This is a genomic window from Streptomyces sp. NPDC088261, from assembly GCF_044740805.1.
In the GTDB taxonomy this organism is placed as follows: Bacteria; Actinomycetota; Actinomycetes; order Streptomycetales; family Streptomycetaceae; genus Streptomyces.
This window is the reverse complement of sequence record NZ_JBIURL010000001.1, coordinates 471,090-485,321: the sequence shown is the minus strand read 5'-3', so window position 1 is coordinate 485,321 and position 14,232 is coordinate 471,090. Positions and strand designations below refer to the sequence as shown.

The 14,232-nt window shown below is 73.2% G+C and carries 14 protein-coding genes; 4 read left to right on the top strand and 10 right to left on the bottom strand.

Annotated elements, in window-relative coordinates; translation table 11 throughout:
• Positions 1 to 2: 2 nt before the first annotated feature.
• Positions 3 to 1,034, bottom strand: a complete 1,032-nt coding sequence (locus tag ACIODU_RS02080; RefSeq protein WP_401762865.1) for a hypothetical protein — start codon at positions 1,032 to 1,034, stop codon at positions 3 to 5.
• Positions 1,035 to 1,053: 19 nt separating this feature from the next.
• Positions 1,054 to 2,553 carry an APC family permease gene (locus ACIODU_RS02075; protein WP_401762862.1) on the bottom strand — a complete coding sequence of 500 codons (1,500 nt, stop codon included), beginning with the start codon at positions 2,551 to 2,553 and terminating at the stop codon, positions 1,054 to 1,056.
• A 178-nt stretch (positions 2,554 to 2,731) separates the two neighbouring features.
• Between ACIODU_RS02075 and ACIODU_RS02070 the strand changes: the two genes are divergently transcribed.
• Both ACIODU_RS02070 and ACIODU_RS02065 read left to right on the top strand, forming a co-directional pair.
• A complete protein-coding gene (locus tag ACIODU_RS02070; RefSeq protein ID WP_401762859.1) occupies positions 2,732 to 3,211 on the top strand; it encodes an RNA-binding S4 domain-containing protein in 480 nt (159 codons plus the stop codon).
• Between the two features lie 690 nt (positions 3,212 to 3,901).
• Positions 3,902 to 4,336 carry an ATP-binding protein gene (locus ACIODU_RS02065; protein WP_356418324.1) on the top strand — a complete coding sequence of 145 codons (435 nt, stop codon included), beginning with the start codon at positions 3,902 to 3,904 and terminating at the stop codon, positions 4,334 to 4,336.
• Here the strand turns inward: ACIODU_RS02065 and ACIODU_RS02060 are convergent.
• From ACIODU_RS02060 to ACIODU_RS02040, 5 genes are all read right to left on the bottom strand, one after another.
• Positions 4,329 to 6,656, bottom strand: coding sequence for an FUSC family protein (locus ACIODU_RS02060; protein ID WP_401762856.1), 2,328 nt, complete (start codon positions 6,654 to 6,656; stop codon positions 4,329 to 4,331). The genes ACIODU_RS02065 and ACIODU_RS02060 overlap by 8 nt on opposite strands.
• Before the next feature lie 51 nt (positions 6,657 to 6,707).
• Positions 6,708 to 6,968, bottom strand: coding sequence for a DUF2630 family protein (locus tag ACIODU_RS02055; RefSeq protein WP_356418328.1), 261 nt, complete (start codon positions 6,966 to 6,968; stop codon positions 6,708 to 6,710).
• Positions 6,969 to 7,015: 47 nt separating this feature from the next.
• Positions 7,016 to 8,068 carry an endonuclease/exonuclease/phosphatase family protein gene (locus tag ACIODU_RS02050; RefSeq protein ID WP_401762853.1) on the bottom strand — a complete coding sequence of 351 codons (1,053 nt, stop codon included), beginning with the start codon at positions 8,066 to 8,068 and terminating at the stop codon, positions 7,016 to 7,018.
• Positions 8,069 to 8,272: 204 nt separating this feature from the next.
• Positions 8,273 to 8,629, bottom strand: a complete 357-nt coding sequence (locus ACIODU_RS02045; protein WP_237531260.1) for a hypothetical protein — start codon at positions 8,627 to 8,629, stop codon at positions 8,273 to 8,275.
• A gap of 342 nt (positions 8,630 to 8,971) precedes the next feature.
• Positions 8,972 to 9,925, bottom strand: coding sequence for a hypothetical protein (locus ACIODU_RS02040; protein ID WP_401762849.1), 954 nt, complete (start codon positions 9,923 to 9,925; stop codon positions 8,972 to 8,974).
• A gap of 243 nt (positions 9,926 to 10,168) precedes the next feature.
• Here ACIODU_RS02040 and ACIODU_RS02035 point away from each other — a divergent pair, with 243 nt between their 5' ends.
• Entirely contained in the window at positions 10,169 to 10,546 is a 378-nt protein-coding gene (locus ACIODU_RS02035) for a hypothetical protein (RefSeq protein ID WP_356418332.1), read from the top strand.
• An 82-nt stretch (positions 10,547 to 10,628) separates the two neighbouring features.
• Here ACIODU_RS02035 and ACIODU_RS02030 read toward each other — a convergent pair whose 3' ends face one another.
• From ACIODU_RS02030 to ACIODU_RS02020, 3 genes are read right to left on the bottom strand one after another with little or no spacing between them, the layout of a single operon-like run.
• Positions 10,629 to 11,111, bottom strand: a complete 483-nt coding sequence (locus ACIODU_RS02030; protein WP_401762846.1) for a universal stress protein — start codon at positions 11,109 to 11,111, stop codon at positions 10,629 to 10,631.
• An 11-nt stretch (positions 11,112 to 11,122) separates the two neighbouring features.
• A complete protein-coding gene (locus tag ACIODU_RS02025; RefSeq protein WP_401762844.1) occupies positions 11,123 to 11,839 on the bottom strand; it encodes an FMN reductase in 717 nt (238 codons plus the stop codon).
• A gap of 2 nt (positions 11,840 to 11,841) precedes the next feature.
• Positions 11,842 to 12,936 (bottom strand): LLM class flavin-dependent oxidoreductase, encoded by a 1,095-nt coding sequence (locus tag ACIODU_RS02020; RefSeq protein ID WP_401763500.1) that lies wholly within the window; start codon positions 12,934 to 12,936, stop codon positions 11,842 to 11,844.
• A 217-nt stretch (positions 12,937 to 13,153) separates the two neighbouring features.
• On the opposite strand from ACIODU_RS02020, the gene ACIODU_RS02015 reads away from it, so the two are divergent.
• A complete protein-coding gene (locus ACIODU_RS02015) occupies positions 13,154 to 14,179 on the top strand; it encodes a hypothetical protein (RefSeq protein WP_401762841.1) in 1,026 nt (341 codons plus the stop codon).
• Positions 14,180 to 14,232: the final 53 nt, after the last annotated feature.

The following is a 14,232-nucleotide window of genomic DNA, read 5'->3' as shown; positions in this document are numbered from 1 at the left end:
CCTCAGCCCTCCAGCCGCGCCGCCCTGAACGCCGTGAACTGTTCCGCCGCGTCCCCCGTGTACGACCACGGCACCCGCGCCGCCCGCGCGCCCAGCAGCGCGAACAGCGCCCGCGCCTCGTCGTCCAGCCCCGCGTAACACGCCGCGTGCGTCAGGTAGTTCAGCTCCCCGACCTCCTCCGGTACGACAGGCCCCGCCGCCCGCCCGCCGATCCAGCGCTCGAACGTCCTGCGCACCTCGGTCACCGCCAGCTCGTGGTGCCAGTGCTGCCCGAAGTCCCGTACGGGCCGCCGCCCCCGCGCCGCCTCCGCCCCGTACCGGAACTCCTCCACCCGCGCGATCTGCACCAGCACCGACAGCGACGACCCCGGCGGCGCCGCGCCCGCCGCGTCGCGGGCGAAGTCGTACATCCGGCCGTGCGTGCCGTGCCACCGCGCGGAGAAGTACCGGAGCAGCTGCACATGCCCTTCCATGTTGTACGGGTCGCGCCGCCGCATCTCGTCCCACCAGCGCCGCAGCTCGCTCTGCGCGATCCCGCCCTCGTACAGCCGGGCGACCGTCAGCAGCGACACCCACGGCATCGGGTCGGCGGGGCTGGCGTCGGCCGCGTCCAGGCAGGTCAGGACCGCGCCGTCGAGCCGCGCCCGGTCGATGCCGATGCCGCGCCCGGCCGCGATCGCGTGGTCGAAGACCCGTACCACCTCCGTCGCCGCCCGCAGCACCGCCGCGTCCGGACTGTCCGGTTCCGCCGCCCGCCAGTTCTCCACGGCCGAACTGCCCGCCGCCGCGTGCGACAGGATCCGCTGACGGTGCGTCCGGCGCGGCCAGTCGGTGCCGGTGGCGCGCAGGAGGTCGCGTACCCCCTGCCAGCGGCCGATGACGATGTCCTGGCGCGCCTCGGTGAGCGGCAGGTCGCCGAAGTCCGGGTCGAAGTCGGGCGCGCCCTGCTTCCCGGGCGGGCGCGCTTTCCCCGGTGTGCGCCCTTTCCCCGGTGTGCGGCTCCTGCCGGGCGCGCGGTGACGGTGTTCCGCCATGGCTGCGGTCCCGTCCCCGTCAGAAGTCGGTCGACAGGGACTCGCCGGCCCGGTCGGACCGGTCGGGGCGGCCGGGCCGGCCGGCGGCGGAGTCCGCGTACGGCTCGTGGCGGGGGCCGTCCGGCACCCGCGCGGCGTCCAGCTTCGCGGGGCGGTAGTACGAACTGCCCTTGCGCCAGTACCAGATCATTGGCGCCAGGCCGGCGGCCAGTCCGCCGATCCCGATGGTGAGCGCGGTCGTGGTCAGCTCGCTCAGCGACTCGAAGAAGATCCAGAACATGAACAGCGCGCCGAGCAGCGGCCAGAGCACCCCGAAGAAGAAGTCGCCGGGGGAGCGGAACATCACCGTGCGGTACGCGACGACGGCCGCGATGCCGGCCAGGCCGTAGTACACCGCGATCTGGAGGGAGATGGCGGTGACGGCGTCGGAGAGGATCTCGGTGACCGAGCCGAGCGCGCTCGCCGCCGCGAGCAGGGCGAACGCCACGAACCCGACGGCGGTGATGGCGACCCAAGGGGTGTTCCACGTGCGGTGGACGCGGCCGAGCGCGGACGGCATCGTACGGTCGCGGCCCATCGCGAACAGCGAGCGGGTGACCTGGATGAGGGTGGTCTCCAGCGTCGCCACGGTGGACAGCATCACGGCCACGATCAGCAGCTTGCCGCCGACACCCGGCCAGATGGCTTCGCCGAGGATGCCGAGGACGTTGGCGCTGCCCGCCATGATCTGGTCCTCGGTGAGGATGACGTTGACGGCGATCGTGAACGCCTCGAAGAGGAGGAAGACGATGCCCATGCCGACGAGGGCGGCGAGCCCGGCGGTCCTGCGGCTGTTGCGGGTCTCCTCGCTGAGGTTGCTCGTGACGTCCCAGCCCCAGTAGTAGAAGGCGGCGACGAGGGCGCCCGAGGCGAAGCCCGACGTACCGTCGAAGTGGCCGAACCCCAGCCACGACCAGTCGAAGGCGACGGCGGCGCCGTGGTGGGCGAGGGCGGCCAGCACGAACATCAGCAGCAGGGCCAGCTCCACGCCGGAGAGCAGGAGCTGCGCCCGTACGGTGAGCCGGGCGCCGCCCAGGACCACCAGCAGCATGATCAGGAACCAGCCGCCGCCGACCAGCAGCGCCAGGCTCGTGTTGTTGGCGAGACCGGTGTCGAAGAGCGCCAGGGTCATCGCGCCGGCGGGCAGCGACCCGGCGACCATGAAGATCGTGGCGGAGACGACGAGCGCCCAGCCGGAGAGGAAGCCGAGCGCGGGGTGGAGGGTCCGGCCCACCCAGGAGTACGCGGCACCGGCGTTCGCGTCGAGTCGGCCGAGGCGGCCGTACGCGAGCACGATGCCGAGCATGGGTATCGCGCAGTAGAGCAGCGCGGCGGGCGCGGCGAGTCCGACGGAGGCGACGAGGACGGCGGTGGTGGCGGCGAGCGAGTAGGCGGGGGCGCTGCCCGCGACCGCCATGACGATGGTGTCGAACGTACCGAGGACATTGGGCTGGAGCCCTCTGCCGGAGTTGCTGCGCATGGCGTTCACTGCTTCCGGAAGTGCGTCTGAGGATCGGTCCGGCCGCGGAAATGGGAGATCGAGCGCATAGTAGCCGCGAGTGCGCGGTGAGGTGCGACGGATGCGTTGCGGACTTGTTGCGGTGTACGGAGCGGTCCGGGGCGGTCCGGGACGGGTGGGGTCTCGCTAGGCTGGCGGCATGGCTTCTTCGACGGAGGTACCGGACGGGACGGCGTCCGCCGAGGTGGGCGCCGGTGCTGGTGCCGGTGCCGGTGCGGGCGCCGGTATGGGCGTTGGCTCCGCGAGGGCGGACACGGGGGGCTCCGCGAGGGCGGACACCTGGATCTGGTCGGTACGGCTCACCAAGACGCGCTCCCAGGCGGCGGCCGCGTGCCGGGCGGGCCATGTCCGGGTGAACGGCGAGCGGGTCAAGCCGGCGCACGCGGTTCGGGTGGGCGACGAGGTGCGTCTGCGGTACGCGGGGCGGGACCGGGTGGTGGTCGTGTCCCGGATCGTCCGCAAGCGGGTGGGGGCGCCGGTGGCGGTGGAGTGCTTCGTGGACAACAGCCCGCCGCCGCCTCCGAAGGAGTTCGTGGCGCCGATCGCTGCGCGGGACCGGGGGGCGGGGCGCCCCACGAAGCGCGAACGCCGGGAAATGGACCGCCTCCAGGGCCACTGAGCCGACGGGCTGCGGGTCACAGTGTCCTCAATCGCCGGACGGGCTCGATCCCGCCGACCACGCCCGCGCGGGCGGCGACCTCCGCGGGTCCTCAATCGCCGGACGGGCTTCGACGGCGCTGCCCGGCGGGCCCCCGCGGCTGGTGACCTCCGCGGGTCACGGTCGTCCTCAATCGCCGGACGGGCTTTGATGGTGCGGCCTGCTGCCCCGTGCGGGTTGCGACCTCCGCGGGTCAGGGTGTCCTCAAGCGCCGGACGGGCTTGATGGTGCCGGCTGGGCTGGAAGCCTCGGTCCCGCCCGCGCATGACCGACAACCCGCAGCGGGCAAAATCCAGCCCGTCCGGCGTTAGAGGACGACCGTGACCTGCACGGAGCGTGGCCCGCAGGGGCATATCAAGCCGGTCCGGCGCTTGAGGACAACAGTGCCCCGCAGCGGGCAAAATCCAGCCCGTCCGGCGTTTGAGGACGACCGTGACCCGCACCGAGCGCGGCCCGCAGGGGCACATCCAGCCCGTCCGGCGTTTGAGGACAGCCGTGACCCGCACGGAGCGCACGCCCCAGGGGCACATCAAGCCCGTCCGGCGATTGAGGACAAGAGCGAACCGCCGCGAACCGCCCCGCAACGCCTCACCCTCCGTGACCCTTGTTGGACGGAAAGTAAAACCGGTCGTCGGAGGGAAGGTCAGTTCCATGAACCTCGACGGCGACCCCCGCCCCCGCTACGACCGCTCCGTGACCTTCCGCTTCCCCCGCCACCCCCGCAGCGTCCCCCGCGCCAGGGACGCCCTCCGGAGGTGCACGGAGCTGACAGGCGACACCGCCGCCATCGCCGCCCTGCTCCTCTCCGAGCTCGTCACCAACGCCCTGCGCCACGGCAGCCCGCCGGGACGGCAGATCGCCGTCACCCTTCACCGCGCCGAGGGGCTGCTCAGGCTGGAGGTCGAGGACGCCGGCGACCACCTGCCCCGGCCCCGTACCGCCGAACCCGACCTGGACGACGAGTGCGGCAGAGGTCTCGCCCTCGTCGCCGCGCTCGCGGACGACTGGGGGGTGACGCCCCGGCGCGGCCCCGGCAAGTGCGTCTGGGTAGCCCTGAAGGTGTCGACCGACACCACCCTCACGTGAGCGACGCCCCAGGACCCGCCCCCGCGTCCGTCCCCGGACCCGCACCCGCCCCTGGACCCGCACCCGCCTCCGGCCCCGCACCCGAACCCGCCCCGGGACCCGCCCCCGCCCCCGGAGGACCCGCCCCCGGCGACGCGATCGCCTTCGCCGCGCCCACCTCCTGCCGCAGCCCCGCCAGTACGCTCTCCTCCCCAGCCCCGGCCGCCCCGGCCGCCCCGTCCCCGGCCCCGGCCTCCCCGGCCGCCCCGTCCCCGGCCCCGGCCGCCCCGGCCGCCCCGGCCCCGGCCGCCCCGGCCCCGGCCGCGCCGGCCCCCGCCCCCACCTCCCCCCGTACCTCCACCAGCACCTCGCTCGACCGCAGTCGCCCCGCCATGGCCGTCAGCTCGTCCGCGATATCCGCCGCCTCCGCCGGCGCCGGCGGCCTCGCGCCGTACGAGACGCGCACCCGCGCCGCCGTCGTCGCGTCCACGATCCGTTCCGTCGCCACGACCAGCGGCCACCAGGCCGCCGCCCGCCTGCCGATGGGCGGCGGCTCGGTCAGCGCGCGCTGGAACTCGGACCGTACGGCCGACAGGTCCCGGTAGATACGCCGCCGCGCCCGCTCCACCTCCGCCTGGCCGGCGGTCCTCCCCGCCGCGTCGGGCATCCCGAACGCCCGCCGCACGTACTCCGCCGTCTCCTCCACCGCGTCCGCCAACCGGTGGCCGAGGCGGGTGTGCCAGCTCTCCGGCCACAGCAGATACCCCGCGACCAGCACGATCGCGCACCCGATCAGGCTGTCCACCAGCCGGGGCACCACGAGGTCGAAGCCCTGCCGGTTCAGGACGTCGGAGATCAGCAGGATCACCGGCGTGATGGCCGCCGTCTGGAACGCGTACCCCTTCGCCGACACCGCCGGGATCAGCGGCGCGAGCAGCGCGACGACCAGGACGTCCCACCACCCGACCGGGACCTCCGCCAGCACCACCCCCGCCACGACCAGCCCCACCGCCGTGCCCAGCGCGCGCAGCACCGCGCGCGAGAAGACCGAACCGAAGTCCGGCTTCAGTACGAAGGTGACGGTCAGCGCCACCCAGTACGACCGCTGTACGGGGATCACCGCCACCAGCGTCTGCGCCAGGCCGATGCAGAGCGCGAGGCGCAGCCCGTACCGCCAGGACGCCTCCGAGAACAGGACGCTCCGCGTCGCGCGGCGGACGCGGACGGAGAGCGCCGCCGGGCGGCCGAGCCGGTCGTCCAGGGTGGCGGGGTTGCCCGGATCGCCGTCCGCCTCGTGCACCACCGCCGCGACGTGCCGCAGCGCGGTGTCGACGGCGCGGTCGGACGCCGTCCTGGGCGGTGGCAGGTCGAGCACGCCCGCGCCGGTACGGCCTTCGGCGACCAGGTCCGCCAGGTGCCGCAGGGCCGCCGTCACCTCGGGCGGCGGCGTACGGCCCCGCAGGTGCGCCGCCTCGACCAGCGGGATGATCACGTTGAGCTGCGCGAGCAGCCGTACGAGCGGGCCCCGCCAGCCGTGGTCGCGGGCGCGGCGGGCGAGCAGGAGGTCGTACGCCTGGTTCAGGGCGAGGGTCACGGCCCGGCGGCGGCCGTCGAACTCCGCGTCGGGCGCGGCCGAGGCCGCCAGCAGATCGGCGGTGGCACGGTACGTCCCCGCCACCGACGCCCGCTCCGGCACGCCGGCCCGGAACGGCCAGGCCAGCAGCGAGAGGAAGAGGACGAACAGGCCGCCGAGCATGATCAGCAGCGGCGGCTTCCACCACGGCGCGGGCAGGTCGAGCCCGGCCCCGACGGCGGCGTTGAGCAGGAGCAGCAGCCCGGCGAACGACGCCACCGCGCCGATGGACGAGATCATGCCGGACACGAGCGCGATGAGGGCGAGGACGCCGACGGCGGCCCACTCGTGCCCGAAGACGAGCGTGCCGAGCGTGACGCCGACGGCGCCGAAGAACTGCGGGACCGCCACGTGGAGGATCCGCATCCGGTACGCCTCGGCGGTGTCGCTGAGGACACCGTTCAGGGCGCCGAGCGCGACGAGCGCCCCGTTCGCGCGTTGGTCGGTGCCGAAGCCGACCGCCAGGGGGGCCGCGAGGGCGACGGAGGCGCGGGCGACGGCGGGCCAGCGGATCGGGGCGGGCTGGGGGCGGAGGTTGTCGAGCAGCCAGGCGGGCGGAGAGAGCCGCGCCGCCGCGGCGGCGGCCCTGCGCCGCGCGACGGCACCGGGGCGCCGGGACGGGGACCCGGACGACGGCCGGGGCGGGTGCCGGGACGACGGCTCTGACCGGCGCCGGGACCACGGCCGGGACTTCGGGTTCTCTCCCATGGCGGTCAGCTTCGCCTGTCGCCGCCCCCAGCGGGACACCCCCACCGCTCCCTACCCCTGGTACCCCTCCACCTCGCTCGCCGGGCGGACCGCCGCGTCGTCCGGGTTCTCGCCGTACTGCGACTTGGCGCGCCGCTGGCGCAGCAGGTCCCAGCACTGGTCGAGCTGGACCTCGACCGCGCGGAGCCGCTCGCGGTCCTCGGCGCCGAGGCCGAGGTGATCGGTCGAACGGTCGCGCAGCGCGCGCTCCTCCGCGACCAGGTCGTTGATGTTCTGGAAGATCTGGTTGTCGCCGCTCTGCGGGGTGCTCATGTCTCCGATCCTCGCAATCCCCGACCGCGAGCGCACCTCGGTGGTGCCTATTCCGCGCGCTGTTTTGCGCGCTGTTTGCCGTGCAGCTCCAAGCTCACCAGCAGCGACCGGTGGTCGGTGTCCGCGAGGTCCAGGAAGCGCGCGTCCCGTACCGAGAAGTCTTCGCTGACCAGCACATGGTCGATCTGCGCGCCCAGCGGTCGCGGCGCGTCCGACGGCCAGGACGGGGTACGGCCCGCGCCCCCCAGCGCGGCGCTGTCGAGCAGCCCGCCCGCGTCGAGGACGTCCCGGAAGGCGGCGTGGTCGCGGGTCGCGTTGAAGTCGCCCGCCAGGATGACGGGCCCCCGCCGGTGCGCGGCGGCGTAGTTACGGACCCGGCCCAGCTCCTCCCGCCAGTCGTCGACCCCGCCGGGAACGGGCGGCAGCGGGTGGGCGAGCTGGAGCGCGACCGTACGGCCGCCGACGCGCGCGTCCGAGCCGGGCATGGCGAGCGTGCCGTCGACGCCGGCCGTGTGCGTGAGCGGGAAGACGGAGAAGATCGCGGACCCCTCGGCGCCGCTCGCCTCCACGACGTGGCGGTACGGGTACGCCGAGCGCGGGATCTCCGTGTCCAGCAGCCGCGCGCAGACGAACTCGCACTCCTGGACGAAGACCAGGTCGGGCTTCTCCCGGCGGATCGCCGCGATCAGGCCGAGCGTCGCCTGCCCGAACTCGACATTGGAGGTCAGCACGTCCACCCGGGCGAGCACCGGACCGCGCGGCCCGGCGGCGCCCGCGTCGTACGGCCGCACGAACCACCCCGTCCCGGCCAGCAGCACCAGCGCCCAGACCACCCCGGCGCGCCAGCGCAGCAGGGCGGTGAGCAGCAGGGCGGCCCCGGCCGGGACGAGGAGCCAGGGGAGGAAGGCGAGCAGCTGCGGTACGGGGGTGACCGCGTCCACGCCGGCGGCGCGGCAGCCGACGAGCAGGGTCGCGGCGGCGAGGAAGAGCGCGCAGGCCCAGATCAGGAGCCGCTGGTGGGCCGGGCGCGCGGTGGGCGGCGCGGAGGAGGGGTGGCCGAGCTGGTGCGGGACGACGGTGTCGCTGCCCGTGCTGTCCAAGGGGCCGGCCTCTCGCTCGGTGGGCTGTCGCCAGGTGGGCTGTCGCTCGTGGGCTCTCGCTCGGTGGGCTGTCGCCCGGTGGGGCACGCCGTGCCGTACCGGGCACGCATACAGGGACAGTAGCCAAGAGGCTGCTGTCCCTAGGTATGCCCGTAGTGACGGACGAAGGGTTCGACGGTCAATCAGTTGGTACGGCTCCGAGGGTCACCGCATCTGAGGTGACGTCACCCGGTCCGTGGTCAGCGCCCAGATGATGAACGCCGACAGCGCCATGCCCACCACGGCCCAGACCGGCTGGTAGAAGAGGAACATGAACTGGGCGACCAGGTTCACCATCGCCAGTCCGAGCCCCACCCAGCGGGCGAGCCTGGACCCGGCGAGTATGCCGAGGCCGACCACCGCGACCAGGATGCCGAGCCCGATGTGGATCCAGCCCCACGCGTCCAGGTTGAACGCGTAGGCGTAGCCGGTCACACGGTTCAGCACGTTGTCCGACCTGACCGCCACGGCGCCCTGGAGGATCTCCGTGGCACCCGCGACGAGCATCAGGATCCCCGCCATGAAGCTTCCGCCCACCCAGCGGCTCGCTGTCCTTCCCGCGTGCATACCGGTGCCTGCTCCGGTCCCGGTACCCATGCCAGTTCCGTTGCTCGCGCTCGATCCGTTGCCCATGCCCGTGTGGGGGGGCCTGTGTGCTGTGTTCTGGCTCATATCCCCACCATGCGCCAAATGGCCCAAAAGGGAAATTTGGGACGAAAGAATTGGCATAAAGACTAAGTAAAGCGCCCGGTGGGACGGGGTGCGGGGCGGTGCGCGGGACGGCGCCGAGCAGGGCGGTCAGCGGTGCCGAGCGAGCCGTTCAGCAGTGCCGAGCGAGCCGTTCAGCGCTGCCGAGCGGGGGGTTCAGCCGTGCCCACGCACGCCCCGCCACGGCCACAGCCGCCCGCCCCGCCCCGTCCCCGCGAACCAGCAGACCACCGCCACCGCGAGCCCCGAGGCGAGCACGATCCAGGACACCGTACGGAGCGACGAGGTCAGCGCGTCGTACACCGCGGCCGCCGCCGCCCGGTCGCCGTCGTTCGGCAGGCCGTCCAGCGTGTAGCCCCGTACCGCCCCCACCGCGAGGAACAGCAGCAGCCCGCCGGCCGCGAAGCCCGTGCCGGCCACCACCAGCGCCCGCCGGGCCCGCCGCCCGCGCCCCTTCCGGCGCCGGAACGCGGCCCCCGCCACCGCCAGGGCCGCGACGGCCACCGTCCCGACGGCCGGCCAGATCCCCGCCGTCCGCATCCCCTGCACCACGTCCCGCCGCCCGCCCAGCCCGTCCGCCTTGAGGACCGTGATCTCCGTGTGCCGTACGGGAATCCGGTCCGCGAACGGCACCCCGTCGTCCCGCAGTTGGCGCTTCACCTGCTCCGTGACCGGCGCCAGGTCGAGGGTCACCGCCTTGTCGGTGTCCTCGGTGAGGACCTGGTTCGCGGCGGACTGCGCGGCCAGACTCGCGGTCCGCCACGCGGCCCGGAAGGAGGCGGTGGTGGTGAAGGACCGTACGGCGTCGTGGAGCAGGTCCCGTACCTGACCCTCCAGCGGACCCACGTCGATCTGACGCATCGCCTGCTGCGTGATGCGGTCGGCCACGGCGTCCTGCACGGCGGGTTCGGAGGCGAGCGGCTTCATGGTGGCGACGAACCGGTCGCTGTTACCGATCTCCAGCTCGGACCAGGCGGCGAGCGAACTCACCGGGACGAGCACGGTCAGCAGGACGATCAGGGCGGCGGCGGAGACGGCGGTGAGGGCGGTGGAGAGGGGGGAGGAGGGACGGGTGGGGAGGGCGGGGCGGGTATGGGAGAGGGTCCGCACGTCTCAAGGGAACGCGGCGGGACGGGGCGGCGCGAGCGGTGCGCCGCCGACTCAGTGAGCGGCGGCGGAGCCGGGCTCCGGAGCACGTCTTCGAAGAGGCTGAGAAGCCACGTCTTCGAACAGGCTGGGAAGCCACGTCTCCGAAGACGCCGCCCGTCGCCCCCACCCCTCCTGAGTTGCCGGTCACGGACGGCTGGTGTGCCCTGGAGTGGTGGGGGGTGTGAGGGGAAGGAGCCTCCTGCCATGGCACACGCAGCAATCCGCACCCGGCCGCACATCTCGCTCCGGGGCTGGGGAGTGCCGCTGCTCTTCGGCACCGCGTACGGCATCTACGCGCAGTTCATCGCGCGCAGCGGCGGCGCCGCCAACTTCGGGCAGCTGGCCCTCGCCCTGGCGTCCGGGCTGGTCCTCACCGGGCTGATCTACGGTCTGGTACGGGTCCAGCACCGTCTGATTCGCGAACTGCGCGCCGGCGCCTGGGGCGTCCTGGTCGGCTGCGCGATCGGCTTCCTCTACAGCCTGACCCAGCACAGCGTGCTGCTGTCCGCGGGCATCGGCCTGACCTTCGGCGTCAGTACGACGCTGGTGACGTTCTACCTCTTCTACATGCACGAGCCCTGAGGCACCCGGAACACCCCCACACGACCTCGCGGCCCCCCGGACAACTCCCGGGCGGGCCGCGAGGCACATGCGTACAGGCAGGTCAGCTCCCGGTGTGGTCTCCCCGGACCACCACCACCGGGGACTTCGCGTGCTGGGTGACGTGGAGGCTCACCGAGCCGAGCAGGGTCGCCGTGAAGCCGCTGTAACCGCGTTCCCCCACCACCAGCAGTGTCGCGTCCTTGGAGGCGTCTATCAGGACCTGGGCCGCCGGGCCGTTCACCACGCGGCGTTCGATCGTCGCCGTGACCGTGTCGTCCAGGTTCTTGTCCAGCGTCTCGTCGAGGATCTGGCGCGCCAGCGACTCGGGGTCGAACTCCGCCGGAGTGCCCGGCAGCATCGCCGCCCAGCCGGTCGCCGGGTACTCCCACCCGATGACCGCCGTCACCTGCTCGCCGGTCAGCTTCGCCTGCCGTACCGCCCAGTGCAGGGCCTTCAAGGACGGCTCCGAACCGTCCACGCCGACCACGATCCCGCTGGTGGGAGTGGAGGTGGAGGTGGAGGAAGGGCTGGGGGTGGTGCTCATGTCGTGCTCTCCTACCGGTTGGTCGTTCTGGTCGTGCCCGTCTGGTTCGCGAGGAGCTGCTCGAACGGCACCACCTCGTCGGCATCATCAGCGTCCCCGTCGCCCGGGGCATTCCGCCCCGTCCCGCCGGAACCCGGCCCGACCCCTGAGCCGGAACCCGCCCGGGAGCCCGCCACCAGCCGCGCCAGCTCCGCCCCCGCCCGCTCGATCCGCGCCGGCAGCCCGCCCCCGTACGTGTCCGCCCCCGCGCCCCAGTCGTCCGTCGCCGCGAAGACCGCCGTCGGCAGCGTCAGCGCCCGCAGGTACGAGAACAGCGGCCGCATCGCGTGCTCCACGACCAGCGAGTGCCGGGCCGTCCCGCCCGTCGCCGCCAGCAGCACCGGCGTCCCGCGCAGCGCGTCCGGCTCGACCAGGTCGAAGAAGGACTTGAAGAGCCCGCTGTACGACCCCGCGAACACCGGCGTCACCGTGATCAGGGCGTCCGCCCCGGTCACGGACTCCAGCGCCGTCCGCAGCGCGGCCGACGGGAATCCGGTGACCAGGTGGTTCGCGATGTCGACGGCCAGCTCGCGCAGTTCGACGACCGTGACCTCCGCCTTGACGTCCAGGGCGGTCAGTTCCCACGTCGCCGACTCCGCCAGCCGGTCCGCCAGCAGGCGCGTCGAGGACGGCTTGCTCAGCCCCGCCGACACGGCGACGATCTTCAGCGTTTCCCTGGTCGGATCCATGGTCAGACCTCCCTGGTGTCGGAGCCGGTACGGGCCGCGGCGGCGGCCGGGTGCAGCGGACCGTCCGGCACCTCCGCCGGCCGGTTCTTGGCGAACTCCGCCCGCAGCACCGGTACGACCTCCTCGCCCAGCAGGTCGAGCTGCTCCAGCACCGTCTTGAGCGGCAGCCCCGCGTGGTCCATCAGGAACAGCTGCCGCTGGTAGTCCCCGAAGGACTCCCGGAACGTCAGCGTCTTCTCGATGACCTCCTGCGGGCTGCCCACGGTCAGCGGCGTCTGCTCGGTGAACTCCTCCAGCGACGGGCCGTGCCCGTAGACCGGCGCGTTGTCGAAGTACGGCCGGAACTCCCGTACCGCGTCCTGCGAGTTCTTCCGGATGAACGCCTGCCCGCCCAGCCCCACCATCGCCTGCTCCGGCGTGCCGTGCCCGTAGTGCGCGTACCGCTTCCGGTAGAGGCGGATGAGCTTCTGGTAGTGCTCCTTGGGCCAGAAGATGTTGTTCGCGAAGAAGCCGTCTCCGTAGTACGCGGCCTGCTCCGCGATCTCGGGCGAGCGGATCGAGCCGTGCCAGACGAACGGCGGGGTGCCGTCCAGCGGCCGGGGGGTCGCCGTGAAGCTCTGGAGGGGCGTACGGAACTTTCCCTCCCAGTCCACGACGTCCTCGCGCCACAGCCGGTGCAGCAGCGCGTACTTCTCGATGGCGAGCGGGATGCCCTGCCGGATGTCCTCGCCGAACCACGGATAGACGGGGCCGGTGTTGCCGCGCCCCATCATCAGGTCCACCCGGCCGTCGGCCAGGTGCTGGAGCATCGCGAAGTCCTCCGCGATCTTCACCGGGTCGTTGGTGGTGATGAGGGTGGTGGACGTGGAGAGGATCAGCCGCTCGGTGGTGGCCGCGATGTAGCCGAGCATGGTCGTCGGCGAGGACGGGACGAAGGGCGGGTTGTGGTGCTCCCCCGTCGCGAAGACGTCGAGCCCGACCTCCTCCGCCTTCCGCGCGATGGTGACCATCGCCTTGATCCGCTCGTGCTCGCTCGGTGTCCGTCCGGTGGTCGGGTCGGGCGTGACGTCGCCGACCGTGAAGATCCCGAACTGCATCGTGCTCACCTCTCGCTGGTCACTCAGTGGCTATTGGTTGAATCTTAAACCGATTCTGCCCCGTACAACGGGCACCCCCCTCCGGCTATTCCATCCGTCCACCCGCGCCGCCGCCGTCCCTCCTGACGAGTGAACGTGACCACCGGAAATCGCGCATCGCGACCACACACGGCAACCTCTCGCTACGCTCCGCACCCGGACCAGGAGAGGATCTCGCATGCTCAAGACGGTACGGACAGAGGTACGGGCAGCCGGTCGCCGCTCGGGCGCGGCGCTCGCGCTCGTCACCGGCCTGGCGCTGGTGAGCGGCTGCGTCCCGGGCAAGGACGCCGCGCCCGCTCGTACGGACGACAAACCGGCCCTCACCACCGCCACCGCCCCCAGCCGGGCGCTGGTCGTGTGGACCGACACGATGTGCGCCACCACCGCGACCCTCGACGCGACCCGGAAGCAGAGCGCGCGGAAGATCAAGGAACTCGCCCACCCCACGAACGACCCCGCGAGCGCCCACGCCCCCGCGTCCGCCCCCGACCCCGTCCCCGGCCCGCCCTACCGCCCCGACGCCGGGTTCACCGCCGACAGCTACCTGAACTGGGCCTCGTCCTCCGTGGAAGCCGTCGCGGCCGGGTACGCCGGACTGCGGCCGTCGGGCATCCCCGCCGCGGACCGCCTGCGCGCGCAACTGGCGGCGGGCGTCGGCGAGATCCGCCCCGAGGTCACGAGACTCTCCGACTACTTCGCGCTGACGAGCCTGTCCCCGGCGGAGAAGACCGAACGCGCGAAACGGGTCGGCGCGCTGCTGGCGTCCCTGAAGCAGCCGCGCCCCGACCTGCCCGCGCTCGCCGACAAAAACCCGGAGCTGGCGGCCGCGTACCACCTGGCGCCCCGCTGTGTCCCGACACCGGCGGCGGGACGACCGGTCAGGCCGGCCGACCCGTCCCCTCAGCTGCCCCCACCGGCGGACGGCACCGACTTCGCCGCCTGCGCGGACGGAAAGTGCGAGGTCCGGCTCACGCCGGATCCGGTGGACATCAAGGTCGGTGACACGAAGCTGACCGCCTGGGTGAAGAACAGGGTGGTACGGCTGCGCACCGCGTACCCGACGGGCGGTTCGGGCTCGATGACCCTCGGCGAGGGCGGCAGGGGCACGTACGGCGGGCCGGGCGGGGAGACGGTCACGGTGACGGTGAAGCTGCTGCGCGTGGACGAGGCGAACGTGGAGATCACCGCGTCGCGTGCGTAGGACCGGCCCTGCCCGGCGTCTTCTACGCGGCGACGTGCGCGACGAAGGGCGTC